Genomic DNA, 12,543 nt, shown 5'->3' with positions numbered 1-12,543 from the left:
TAAAAAGACCGGTATCTTTTACGAGATACCGGTCTTTTTGTATACCTATTACTTGCCACCAAACAACTTTGAGAAGAACCCAAATAGTCCTGATGACTTTTCGTGTTGGCGCGTGACGCGTGAATCGTCTTCTACTGTCGGTTCCACTTCAGGAATATCAACAGGTGTCGTTTCGGCTGCTGGTTCAAATGGCTTTGGTTGGTCACCAGCTTCAATTGCCGCTGCAGCTGCTTCGTTAGCTTCCTTAGCCGCCTTTTCTTGCGCAACGTACTCCGCAATCATGTCATCTGTCAAAGCAGGCATCGCCAACGTCTTCGTCGTGACACCCATTGTGACAATTGCTTGACCGTCCTTACCAGAAAGACGGCTCTTAGCACGAACTTCAACTTGTGATGGCACTGTATCAGTTGGCAATTCGAGTTCGAATTCAAGGCTCTTGTCAACGAGCAAGAAGATTTCTTCTGCTCCGTGCAACTTGACCGTTACATCAACATCCGCTTGGTTGACACGACCTTCAAGCAAACACTTATCACCTTGCGTTGAAATAACAGCCGTAACCACTGGCGCTGGCAATTCAATTGTCAACGTAACCTTTTCTTCTGATGATGTGTCGCCAGGCATCTTACCAGTCACGATAATCTCACCTTCAACCAAACCAGCTGGCACCTTAGCCATGAACTCACCGTTTGGATCTGACACCAATGTATCTTCCTTACCGTTTGGATACGTGACCGTGATAATTGCTGCCGGTGCTGCGTGACCCATAACAATCGTGCCCAAACTGTTAGTTAAGGTCGAAGCAACCAAATTTACTTTTGTTTCACTCATAATCGAGATCCTCATCTTTACAAACGTTTCTAATATATTCATTGTAACAGAAAAAGCCGTGGCACAACCCACGGCTTTCTTATCTATCTCTTAATTAACACTAATTTTGCGTTTCTGATGGCATAACGCCAACTTGCCAGCTGAGCGACCCATTATACGTTTATCCAGGCTGGACCCCCGAAACATTTGTCATCGTGATTTTATCCAAGTCCAAGTTGAATGTCTTGTCCGCATCAGTTGCTGTTACAAGGGACTGCATATCCGAGTTAACCACAACTGATTTGGAAATTACGGTACCATCCTCACGCTCACCGTTCAGTTGCATCGTAGGCATAAACGCTGGTGTGCCATCAACTGTTAACCACGGATTAGCCGTAACACTTAACGACTCACCTTTCGCTAACACGCCACTCACCGTCAAACCACTGGTGGCTTGTACCGCTGTCGTGGGCGTTAAGTCTGCCAAACTCATTGAGCCGAATGACAAATTCGTCTTGTCGATTTTCACCGAGCTGACTGTGGCTGGTGCTGGATTTGTAACTGTATCCTTGATTTTAGACGCATCATTTTTTGAAATCACGCCTTTATTCGCTAAATCATCAATAACTGCTGGTGGTAGCGCATCTGGTACTGTTTAAGCAATCTTTCCCAATACCTCAGGTGTCAATGCTGAAGATTGACTAGTTGCCAGGTTTTGCACCACTTCTGGCGTCAACACATCAGGATTCTTCGTCAACAAGCTAGCCAACGTATCTTCATCGATAGCTGCTGGGTTCGTCTGCGCAATTTTGGCGAAATTATCACCCGTTAACGCGGTCGCATTCGATGTAACCAATGTATTCAACACTTTGTTGTCGATCAAAGCCGGACTGGTCGTGACCAACTTATCAACAGTTGTGCTGTCCAGCTGACTTGCAACCTGGTTAAGACCATTTGTATTCAGCGAAACCCCACCAGCCGCATCTTTCATTGTATTGGAAACCAACGTATTAACTGCTTCATCACCCAATGAGATACCGCCATTTCCTGAATTGATGGCAGATACCAAAATACGATTCGTATTCGGATCGTTGGCCAACTTCGCATCGCTCAAATCGACGGAACCTTTATCAAAAATCGTCGTTGCATTGGTCGTGATGGAAGTGATTTGATTCCCAGCCAAATTCAAGTTCGTCAAATTGCCACTCATGTTGCCCAACATTTCAGTATTCAATGTCGTAAAGCCGTTATTTGAAATATCCAAATTTTTAAGCGTGCTACTACTAAATGCGAATGAAGAATGGTCATTCATGTTCGTTTCTTGACTCATAATTGGGTTGCTACCTAGTTGCAACGTTTCAACATTGCTTGCCCCAATTTGCATCATCCCAAGAATACGGGCAAATTGAGGCATAGCAGTGTTGTACGTCATCTCAGAAAATGCGCCCGTTAAATCAAGCGTCGTCATCGCCGTATTCGTCCCAATCATGGCAATCAAATAATTAAGCCACACGTTTACATTCTTTGCGACTGGTCCACCGGCCAAATAATACGCATTTTTGTACATGCCATTCTGTAAAATATCACTCATGGCTGCACGCTTATCATTCCCACACGCACCCTCATAGTTTTGTGAAATGATGACGCCACCGGCCGTACTGTCGTATGAATCTTGCCACGAATCAGCGTAGACCTTCACAGATCCAATGTCATTTGCTACTGCATCTGACATTTTTGATGAATAAGACCCATCGTCATTTTTTGTACGTGTCGCCAATGAAACTGTGGTCAGTTTTTGAAAATCGGCGATTGTAAAGTTCGCCACCGTCATGCCATCTGCTGTTGGTGTTTTTCCATCCGATAGCAAACTATTATCCAAAATTGTTTGAATAACTGCTTTGGGAATTTGATAGTCACTCAGTGTGTTTGCTAGATAACTGTCATCCGCAAATACCGCGGTGGCTGCAGGGGATGCATAATGACTACTCTCGCGAGGCAAACTTAAATCAGTTGCTACACTGGCTAAAATCACCGTCACAAGCATTATGGCTGTAAACCGCTTCATCTTCGCATCCCCCTTTCTTCAAGCCCTATTTTTCACACATCATAAAGTATAGGAGTTTCACAAAGTGACCCGCGTTTTTACCCAAAAACTTTCTGGTCCCGCGAATGCCCGAAATATCAACATTTTTCGCCTAATAATTTGTCCCAAATACAAAAAATACTTCCCGATTTCTCGAGAAGCACGAATATCGATATTTATATTTTCCGACGACCTTTCATAACCAATGAAATCAAAACCAATATGATAACCATCAAAACGGCTATCATACTCAAGCCAATTGTGATGCTTATTGGCAAATTATTTTTTGCTATTGTGCGACGTTCCCGCGGAGAACGTCTGTTTTGGTTCCGCAGTTCAACACTTGTCACAGTTGTTTTCCTGAAACGATAATGGTGTCCCTTTACATCCTGATACCGACCCGTATTATCCTTCACATAATATGCCGTTGCCGTCACATCATAACGACCGGCTACTGGCTTTGCATCTAATGGCACTGAATAATCGAAAGTCGAATTCGGCGCCATCTGCATATCGCTTTGATTTCGCGAATAGGTTTTTCCAGCTTTGGAGACCGTTGTTTCAACTGTTAGCTGATTCAAGAAAGTCGCGGTCGTATTCCGAAAACGTACGGCGATACTTGTCATGTTTGCTTGCTGCTTCGAGGACACACCAGCAGTTGACAAATTAGGCTGCCAACTTCTATTTTCATTACGTGCCAAGATACCAACCGAATATTGGAAATTATTAGTGACACCCATGTTTGTCGTGGTGGCGTCATTCGTTTTTTCTGGTGTAAATATCATGGCACCTGCCACCATCCCAGGCAACGTCCTTTTAGGCATGGTTATCTTCGCATGATATAGTATCGTTTTCCCGGCTGGAACGGTAATCCGATTTGGCGCTTCCACCATATCCTTTAGATTGTCCCTCAAAGAAGGATCAAACTTCACCTCATTCCTATATTGCACGCGACCATCATCGCTTGTCGACGCCGGCAAAACAGCTACATCCACAACCTGATTATGCGCCGTTACATTCTGCAATTGGACATCTAGCGTCTCACTTCGCCCAGGTTGTAGTACCAAATCAAAGAACGCTTCCGTTTTATCTCGCTGGGATGCTGCCTGAATTGGCGTTACTTTTAACCCTGTTTCCGCAGCTCGTCCGCGACTAGGCAACAACAACCAGATACCTACAACTAAAAGAGCAACCAACCACGGCCCCTTCTTCATGTCTCTGTCCTTCTCTCCACTCTCTCTAAGCTACTATTATCAAGCAACACAGAGCGACCGGAAATTTCGTCTCACATTCTGCCAGAACTATGTAAATCCCATGTGCACGGCATTTACAGCCAGTTGCATTTTCCCAAAAAAGAGGCCGAACCATTAAGTTCGACCTCTTAGTGCATTATCACTTCAATTTAATATTCAAGTTAAAAATCTTCGCCTCAGGATGCTTAGCTTTGTAGTAGTAAAGCACGATGAATACAATCAAGCCAACAATAATCAACAACAACACAATGATTAACCATAGCCACCAAGGCAATGCATGGTGTGCTTGTTGAATCATATCTGTGTTATTCAATTGCTTAGCTTGCGCAACAGTTAGCTTAAATGATGAGTTAAACGTGTCTTTGTAGTTAAAACGCGTCCCCGCTGCGTCTTTATACTTACCATCCTTAGATTGTGAATAGTAAGTCGTGACAGCAACGTGGTATTCACCACTCTTCAACGTCTTACCGTTTAACAACACCGGCCAATCAATCGTTGACGTTGGCGCCATTTGCATCATTGATTGCGTAAAGCTCGTCACCTTACGACCAGCACTATCCGTCACCACCGCCTTAGCTTCCAAGCGGTTAACAAACGTCCCCGTCTTGTTTTCCAAACGCAAGCGAACGGCATTTTGACCATCAACTTGCGTGGCCTTAGCACCACCGAATGATACCTTTGGCGTTGGCAATGTTGGGTATTGGCGCGCCATCACTGATAGGACGTACGCTAGATCCGTCTGCAACGCTGTGCCACCTTGGTTGGCGGTGTTCGCGTCATCGACTTGTTCAAAGCGCAAGCCACCAACTAGTAGCCCCACAATGCGCGTATCTGGCATTGTAAAGTCAGCCGTATAATCGATACTCTTACCAGCAGGCACTGTCACTGTCGTCTTTGACAACTTCAACAAATCACCCCATGCGATAAGGAACATCTTTAACTGCATCACCAGTCATCGTATTATCTACCGCACCAGCAGCTGATGTACCAGCTGTTCCGGCAGAAACCTTCAGTTGGATATCTTTACCAGAGGTATTCGAAATCGTCGTGTGCAAGGTTACTTTCTTGCCGGCATCCAATTGAAAATTAAAGAAACCAGCTTTTTTATCTACCTGCGTGTCTGGTAACTGTGGTGACACCACAAAGTCCATCGAACTTTGGGTATGTGCGTTAGGCATAAACAACCCAACGCCAATCACCGTAAGCACCATCACCAGGAGACTTTTCAATTTCGTCATAATCCGTCACCTATTGTACATTCGGCGTTTGCGTCAACGTGAAGTCTATTTGACCCATAAAGGTTCCAACCGCTGGCAAACTCTTGTAAACCGTTAATTGCGGAATTGCACCAAAATCGTCCAAACTCGTCGTACCAAAGCCAGATGCGACAACCGGTGTGCTACCGGCACTTTTGGTGAATGACTCGCCACCTTCCAAAATGGTTGTTGGTGTATCGGCCAATAGCTTCTTACCAAACAAACTCAAATCAGCTGGTAGCAAAACGCCATTCGGATCGTAGCTAAACGTCGACGTATTGATATCTTGCTTCGCCAAACGGAAACCAGTGAACGTTGCTTGTAGCTCCCAATCTGGTGAGGCCGAATAATTCAATACCTTACCAGTTAATGGCGTACCACCAACCACATAAGAATTTGAATCAATCGTTTGTGCCTTACCATCAGCACCAATTGTCGCTGAAACTTGGGGCGTCAACAACGTACTAGCTGACATGGTTGTGAAGTTCATCGATGTGTTGATGTCTTGCAATTGCAAACCACCCTGCATGATTTCAGCATTCATTTGCGCACTACCATTTTTAGTAGCACTGGCATTGTCGTCAGCCATTGCGTGACCACTAAATAGCAGGAACGCCCCCGCAATCAATCCAGTTGTTATTAACTTGTATTTCATGACGTTGGGCCTCCTTTACTCAGTATCACCCATACCGTTATCTTGCGCGGCGTTAACCGTCCACGTCATCGTAGCAGCGTACTTACCCGTTGCTGGGAAGCCACCCTTAGTTGGCGTTGGAATACGCAAGTAAACATTGTTGAAGTTAATCTTTGATAGCGTTGTACCGTCATCAACTTGACCAGTTGCCACAGTCGTTGCTTGACCCTGCTTAACAACTGCGCCATTAGCTTGCTTCAAACCACCCATGGCAGTTGATGTTCCCGAGCTAAAGACGGTACTGTCAGTATCTGAAGTTGCCAAAGCACTCTTGCTCATGACCACTTCAGCACCGGTCAACACCGCGTTGTTATCACCAGTCAAAGCGAATGGCGCTGACAACGTTGCCGTCACATTCAAGTTACCACGATAGTTTCGCGTATCCATCACGTTAACAGCCATGTTTGTCGTTGCCGCCGTCGCAACAGATTGCGTTGGAATCAACGTATCAAACATCTTTGATGACGTGTACGTGTTGAATGGCACATTCGGCGCAACAACACCAGCAATTGAGAAATCACCAGTCGCTGGGGCAACCGTTTGCGTATCATCCGGCTTATCGCTTGATGCAGCAGGTGTTGGTGGCGCAATGGCTGATTGTGCTTCTGAAACAGCCTGCTTAATCTTCTCGGTAGAATCCTTATCAACCGTTCCATCGGCGTTCAACAAACCACCACCGACACCACCGTTAGATGTATCAGTCGTCAAAGCCTTAGCAACTTCATCAGTATCCGTAACCGCGGCTGACTTCAATTGATCAGCCAATGAGGCTTGGGTTTCAGAACTCAAACCAGCTTGTGAGGCAACCGAACTAGCAACCGATTGCGCAACGGCGCCGGCAACGGCATCCGCTACGTTTGTCGTAAAGTTACCTTGTCCTTGGTTAACCGCAGCATCAATAGAATCAAGCAAGTTATTACCAGTGGTGTTATCCAACATTCCCTTACCAGTTGAATCCTTTGTATTCATCTGCTTGTCGATGTTGTTTCGGATGTCTTGAACTGACTCCGCACCATCGGTCAACTTGTGACCCATCTCATCGGTAATCGAACCACCATCAACGGCCGTTTGGATTTGACTCTTAGCCAAGTCAATCAAACTTGTGCTTCCGGCGGTAATCAACTTATCTCCGGCGTCAGTTGACAACTTACCACTATCAACGGCCTTCTTGATCAAGTCCACCGTTTGCGCATCATTCAATTGATTGATGGTCTTTTCAGTGGCGACCGTCGTAGCCGTATCAGTTGACGTTTGAATTTGCTTCGTCAAAGAACGAACGTAGAAGAAGTTAGAATCAGTTTGCACATCAGCGGTAACGGGAATATCGTTAATCGCCTTTTGCACATTATCAATCTGATCTTGCAACTTCTTGGCACCTTCCGTGTCACCGGCAGCAAGCAATTGATCTTGAACTTGTTGAATCTTAGCAACCGTGATTGTGGCGTCCGTAATTGCAGCTTGCTTAATCGTTCCCAACAACGCACCTTGCGTGTCGTAGTATGACGGAACTGTTCCCGTCACATTACCTTGTGCGTCCTTAACCGCGTATTCACTTGGCTTGGGAGCAGGTGGCAATTGACCATATGAAGCCAATTGGTGTGGGTTTTCTTCGGCAGCTGTTTGCAACTTCTTCAACGCGTCAGTTGGCGTACCGTCAGCATTGTAATAGGTTGAAACTGATGTCTCATCCTTGTGCTTTTCGATATAGTCAACCAAGTCACTCGTCGTCAATGGCGTCTTAACGCTGGCAATGTTCAAATCATCAGTCGTCAAATCAGCCAATTCAGGGTGCTGTGATTGCAATTGTGACAAGGCCAATGCTTGCAACTGCGCTTGTTGCGCTGGATCGTTCGCATCATAAGGATGGTCAGGATCGTATGGCAACTTAACCGTGTATGATTGCCCATTAACAACAACTGATGTCGTAACCGTAACGGTAACCGTGACAGATTGTTGTGATGGATCCAATTCGGCACGCGCCAACAAATCCGTGTAATCATTCAACGTTGCTTGGTAACCAGCACGATCTTGAATCTGCTTACGCAAAGCGGCAACTTGCTGATCCAAGGCACCATTAGGGTCGTTGGCCAACCAAAATTGCATCTCTGGGTCATTCATAATCTTGTTGTACTGTTGGATAGCTTGTGTACCAGAGTTATCCAAGAAGAATGAATCCAGCAAGCCACTTGAGGCACCATCTTGGCCAGTCAAGTCCAAGTACTCCAATGAAGATGGCTTCTGAAGCAACTTAGAATCGGCTGATGTCAATTGGTTACCAGTGGCTGTCAAAATGATCAAACCGTTTTAGGCAGCAACCGTAATCCAAGCTGGCAAGGTTGTGAAATTGTCATTATCGATTTGCAAAGATTGAATACGCTTTGCAAAGTCATTATTCGCATTATTCAATTCTGGTGGGAATGTATTCATAACCGCCATGTTTGACATGTTCAAGTTAACCAAGTTTGGATAACCCGTAACGATCTTTGAACTTCCAGAAGAACCACCCAAAGAGGTCATGATGTTCCCAGAAATATCCAGCGTCGTCAAAGCATCGTTATGGAACATTTGGAAGTCTTGCCCACCAAAGAGTTGGTTACCCAAATCATCGTAGGCCACAGACAATTCGGCAAGGTCAGGCAACTTCGACAAATTCAAATATCCAAATGAAGACGCCCAGTTGGCATCTTCTTGTGTATTCTTGTTGGCTGGTGAGTCCTTTGATGACTTCCATGAAGACAAATCCAGTGACGTTTGCCCCGTTGTTGACATGATAATGGCATCAAATGAGGCAAACAATTGTTGCCCGTTGTTCCAGTTGAAACTTGATGCATTTTTCCAAGTATCAGCACTGTAAATTGACAATTGCCATGATTGCGTCTTTTGGAAGTAATCATAGATACCGTTATCGTGCTTCTTGTCAGACAAGTCCAACTTTGAAATGTACATCAAATCACCAAACGTGACGTTATCAACGGTAAATTCAGAACCATTACCGTCAGTGTTATCACGAACGTGGGATGACAAAGCATTTCCGTCAAACGTCATTGATTGGTTCAAAATAGCCTTAATGAAAGGCTCAGGCAATCCCCATGACTTCAATGTCGTCTTGGTAGTCACACCGTTTGGCAACAGTTGTTCTGTCTTCGCCTTCTTGTAAGTTGGCACGACATTTGTTTGACCACCGCCGTTAGCAGCGGCCAAACTTGAGGCGATTGCACCCAATCCACCAGATGTCCAATTAGCAGCTGAACTTGAGTTGGCAGCAGCTAGGCTACTTGCATCAGTCGCTGCACTTGAAGCGGCCTTGGCGTAACTATCACCATCAACACCGATTTGCTTAGCCGCTGATCCTGGGTTTGCCCCGATCGATTGCAACATTGAGTCAATGGCTGAGGCGGCACTCGCAGCTACACTGGCAGCTGAAGCAGCTGCGGCAGCGTAACTTGAGGCGCTCTTCCCATTGCTGGTTGCCTTGGTCAAAGTGTCAGCGTTTTGCGCAGCCAAAGCCGCACTTGAAACTGTTGATGAGTACGTCTTCAAAATTCCATATTGAATTGAAGTTGTATCACCATCACCAGCAGCTGATCCCAAACTTGCATATTGGGCATCGGCCAAATCGCTTAACCTTGGCATATGAACCAGCGCCGTCGTTCGCTGAATCAATTTGACTCATCACTGACTTCACACCAGCACCACGCAAGTTATCAGGAATCGTGGCCAACAAAGAAGCCGCTGTTGATTCCGCAGCTGACAGACGCGCTGCTGCAGCGGATGCTTGACCCGCGATGCTTGCGATTGAAGATGCACCACTTGCAGCCTTACCAGCTGAAGCATAAGACTTAGCTGATTCCAAAGCTGCAGAGGCAGCAACTGAGTACGTACCCAAAATTTGATAAAGTGGGCTATCTTGATTTGCCAATGACTTTGCGTCTGATGTTGCCGTTGTGGCATCACTCAAATCACTGGCCATGTTTGACAATTGCGCTGACATTGATGCTGTTGTTGCACCACCGTTTGACGCAATTGACGTGGCCAAATCATTAACTGACGAAATCGTCTTCGTTGCTGAAGAAATTACGCTCGCATAGCTCGACAACTTTGTGTAATCTGTCGTGGCATACAATGCTGAACGTGCAGATGACATCGTTGAATAAGCATCGGCGACACTCTTGGCATAAGCTGAAATGGCTGTTGAGTTGGCCGTATCAGCTTGACTTGAGGCACTTGCACTAGAGCTTGTGCTGTTGCTTGGCGTCGCTGCGCTGGCACTGTTTTCTGGCTTTGATGCAGCTGACGCAGACGCTGCAGCTGATGACGCTGCTTCTGAACTCTTCATTGAAGAAACAGTCGTAGGTGCACCTGTTGCATAGTCCTTCGCAGCTGACGCAGCACTTGATGCCAGACTGTTATAATTCGACATCGCAACGCCCAAAGTCATATCTTGGGCTGCTGATGAATTATCTTGAATAATTTTTGTGTTATCGCCCATCGTTGCCAATGCTGATGCGGCTGCAGCTGCAGCTGATGACGCCTTGTCGGCAATGTTAGCTGCATCAGAAGCAGTTGCTGCTCCCTTCGCATCTGAGGCGTAACTAGCAGCATCGGTCGCCATTTGAGCGGCAACCATTTCTGCGGAAGCCAATGCAGCTGATGCTGTAGACAAAGCTGACTTTGCTGTATCCTTCGTCACAGCACTTGATGCAGCCACTGATGCTGCTGATGCTGCGATTGAAGCTGATTGCTCAATGGCGTACGCTGACTGCAACATTTGCGTCAACGCACTACTTGAAGCTGAATCAGCAACCTTGCCAAGGGCAGATTGTGCAAATGTGTAAGCTGAACTTGCAGCATTGAAAATAGACTGCGCTGTTGTTGCATACTTCAACGCATCCCCTGCACTAGTATCTGACCCAATAGCTGACGTTTTCGCAAAATCCTTCATCAAACTATTAAAGGCAGACACTTGTTGGCTAGCCGTCACATAGTTTGCATCAATAGAAGCTGCAGATGAACTGGCAACTGAGACCTTAATCGAACCAGTCTTTGGATCCGCCGTGACCGTACCTGCACCAATCTTGATTCCACCAACTGCAACTGAACTTGATGTTGATGTTGATGCGCTTCCAGACGCCGTGTTGTTTCCAGGCGTGGCACTGCTACTTGGCGTAGGTGCAGGAATTGCACTACTAAATGCACTACTCAACGCTGATGAAAAGGCACTTGAGTCCAACTTCAATGAAGAGGCAGCTGATGACCCCACAACCGAGGTAACAGCGTCCATCGCAGCTGAAGCGACTGAATCCATCGCCGTTGTCGTGATATCGTACACGGCACTTGAACTACCCTTTTCGTCTTGCACATAAGAAACCGCCACGGAAGGTGTTCCTGAGGCAGCCCAAACAGCTGATGACGCAGCAGAAGCAATAGAAGACAAGACGCTTTGGTCTGACACACCGGCTGCAGATGCAGCAGCAGTCGCTGCAGCAGCGGCTGAAGCACCGGCAACGGCAGCAATCGTATCCTTTACAGACACCAAACTGTCAGCGTTCAATTGTGTTGAAGGTGGCAAAGCCGTGTCTTGCTTGATGTTGGCCGTCACAATTTCATTCTTAACTTGATCGTTTCCCCAACCACGCCAAGAATCAACCCACGTTCCCATGTTTCCAACATACATCGTTACGGATGTATTCTGGCTCAACCAACTCCAATCCTGGATGTCGTTGGCACCAGTAAAGCCGTTGTAAGACACGTCCACACTAGTAAGCTTTGGTAGCAAGGCCGCCAAATCACCAGATCCGGCTTGAACGTTAGATGTAGAGGTAATGCTGCCAGCGTTATTGATAAGGGAAGCGATTACCTTACCCAGTGTTTGTCCACCTACACTTTGTGTGCTTGGAAAAATACCAGAAATATCAAGGGTCGTTGCGTTTTTAGCTTGCCCAATGGCATAGAAAATTGCTGCCGCCATTGGTGACTCTCGTGGTCCCTAATCACGTAGCCAGTATGACAAGAATGGCGCACCGTCGTATTGGCTAGTAGGCAAGTTGGCCATTGCAGCTGCGATACCTGGGTTTGCTGAAGCTGACAAATCAATACAGTCAAGTCCTTCAAATCACCCCACGTTACTGTAGACGCAGTGACGTTATTCTTTTGTGCCAACGTTTGCCCATTTCCGGCAGGACTATTCAAAAAGGCCGTGATAAAGGCATTATCGATTGCTTGGTGCTTCACACCATCTGAAGTCGTATATGTGTAATCTTGGATTTTATCCGTTTGTGCTGGATTAGCATCTGCGTGAACGATGCCTTGTTCATAATTCCATTGCAATACAACCGGATATGCCTGCATAACTGTAGACATCGTCAATGTACTCAACAACGTAATTGACGCCATTTTTAGTTTCAAATTATTGTTTCGTGACATAACCAATGTTCCCCTAGCGAATAAATC

General features: G+C 46.1%; 11 protein-coding genes. All 11 read right to left on the bottom strand.

Translation table 11 applies throughout. From position 1 onward, the window contains the following. Positions 1 to 48: 48 nt before the first annotated feature. Positions 49 to 828: a hypothetical protein gene (locus C6P11_RS03055; protein WP_135518498.1), complete on the bottom strand. Its 780-nt coding sequence runs from the start codon at positions 826 to 828 to the stop codon at positions 49 to 51. A gap of 160 nt (positions 829 to 988) precedes the next feature. Next, positions 989 to 1,408: a hypothetical protein gene (locus C6P11_RS03050; RefSeq protein ID WP_135518496.1), complete on the bottom strand. Its 420-nt coding sequence runs from the start codon at positions 1,406 to 1,408 to the stop codon at positions 989 to 991. A 54-nt stretch (positions 1,409 to 1,462) separates the two neighbouring features. After that, positions 1,463 to 2,872: a leucine-rich repeat domain-containing protein gene (locus C6P11_RS03045; protein ID WP_135518494.1), complete on the bottom strand. Its 1,410-nt coding sequence runs from the start codon at positions 2,870 to 2,872 to the stop codon at positions 1,463 to 1,465. A gap of 194 nt (positions 2,873 to 3,066) precedes the next feature. Continuing rightward, positions 3,067 to 4,104, bottom strand: a complete 1,038-nt coding sequence (locus C6P11_RS03040) for a DUF916 domain-containing protein (RefSeq protein ID WP_135518492.1) — start codon at positions 4,102 to 4,104, stop codon at positions 3,067 to 3,069. 178 nt (positions 4,105 to 4,282) lie between these two features. Further along, the gene (locus C6P11_RS03035) at positions 4,283 to 5,089 is read right to left on the bottom strand and encodes a WxL protein host-binding domain-containing protein (protein WP_135518490.1); all 807 of its coding nucleotides are present in this window, start codon (positions 5,087 to 5,089) and stop codon (positions 4,283 to 4,285) included. Next, a complete protein-coding gene (locus C6P11_RS03030; RefSeq protein ID WP_135518488.1) occupies positions 5,055 to 5,381 on the bottom strand; it encodes a WxL protein peptidoglycan domain-containing protein in 327 nt (108 codons plus the stop codon). The genes C6P11_RS03035 and C6P11_RS03030 overlap by 35 nt, the downstream gene beginning before the upstream one ends. A gap of 10 nt (positions 5,382 to 5,391) precedes the next feature. After that, positions 5,392 to 6,054, bottom strand: a complete 663-nt coding sequence (locus tag C6P11_RS03025) for a hypothetical protein (RefSeq protein ID WP_135518486.1) — start codon at positions 6,052 to 6,054, stop codon at positions 5,392 to 5,394. Positions 6,055 to 6,069: 15 nt separating this feature from the next. Then, a complete protein-coding gene (locus tag C6P11_RS03020) occupies positions 6,070 to 8,382 on the bottom strand; it encodes a hypothetical protein (protein WP_210114218.1) in 2,313 nt (770 codons plus the stop codon). A gap of 15 nt (positions 8,383 to 8,397) precedes the next feature. Continuing rightward, positions 8,398 to 9,726: a hypothetical protein gene (locus C6P11_RS03015; protein ID WP_135518481.1), complete on the bottom strand. Its 1,329-nt coding sequence runs from the start codon at positions 9,724 to 9,726 to the stop codon at positions 8,398 to 8,400. Beyond that, the gene (locus tag C6P11_RS03010) at positions 9,665 to 12,061 is read right to left on the bottom strand and encodes a hypothetical protein (protein ID WP_135518479.1); all 2,397 of its coding nucleotides are present in this window, start codon (positions 12,059 to 12,061) and stop codon (positions 9,665 to 9,667) included. The genes C6P11_RS03015 and C6P11_RS03010 overlap by 62 nt, the downstream gene beginning before the upstream one ends. Then, on the bottom strand, positions 11,971 to 12,516 hold the full coding sequence (locus C6P11_RS03005) for a hypothetical protein (protein ID WP_135518477.1): 546 nt from the start codon (positions 12,514 to 12,516) through the stop codon (positions 11,971 to 11,973). Before C6P11_RS03005 ends, C6P11_RS03010 begins: the two co-directional genes overlap by 91 nt. Between the last annotated feature and the right edge of the window lie 27 nt (positions 12,517 to 12,543).

It is taken from the genome of Weissella confusa, from assembly GCF_004766315.1.
Taxonomy (GTDB): domain Bacteria; phylum Bacillota; class Bacilli; order Lactobacillales; family Lactobacillaceae; genus Weissella; species Weissella confusa_A.
This window is presented reverse-complemented; position numbering and strand designations above follow the sequence as displayed.

Excerpts from the sequence above, each read along its gene's own strand:
- C6P11_RS03055 (WP_135518498.1), bottom strand. The coding sequence starts at position 828 with ATGAGTGAAACAAAAGTAAATTTGGTTGCTTCGACCTTAACTAACAGT.
- C6P11_RS03045 (WP_135518494.1), bottom strand. The coding sequence starts at position 2,872 with ATGAAGCGGTTTACAGCCATAATGCTTGTGACGGTGATTTTAGCCAGT.
- C6P11_RS03040 (WP_135518492.1), bottom strand. The coding sequence starts at position 4,104 with ATGAAGAAGGGGCCGTGGTTGGTTGCTCTTTTAGTTGTAGGTATCTGG.
- C6P11_RS03035 (WP_135518490.1), bottom strand. The coding sequence starts at position 5,089 with ATGCAGTTAAAGATGTTCCTTATCGCATGGGGTGATTTGTTGAAGTTG.
- C6P11_RS03030 (WP_135518488.1), bottom strand. The coding sequence starts at position 5,381 with ATGACGAAATTGAAAAGTCTCCTGGTGATGGTGCTTACGGTGATTGGC.
- C6P11_RS03025 (WP_135518486.1), bottom strand. The coding sequence starts at position 6,054 with ATGAAATACAAGTTAATAACAACTGGATTGATTGCGGGGGCGTTCCTG.
- C6P11_RS03015 (WP_135518481.1), bottom strand. The coding sequence starts at position 9,726 with ATGCCAAGGTTAAGCGATTTGGCCGATGCCCAATATGCAAGTTTGGGA.
- C6P11_RS03010 (WP_135518479.1), bottom strand. The coding sequence starts at position 12,061 with ATGGCGGCAGCAATTTTCTATGCCATTGGGCAAGCTAAAAACGCAACG.
- C6P11_RS03005 (WP_135518477.1), bottom strand. The coding sequence starts at position 12,516 with ATGTCACGAAACAATAATTTGAAACTAAAAATGGCGTCAATTACGTTG.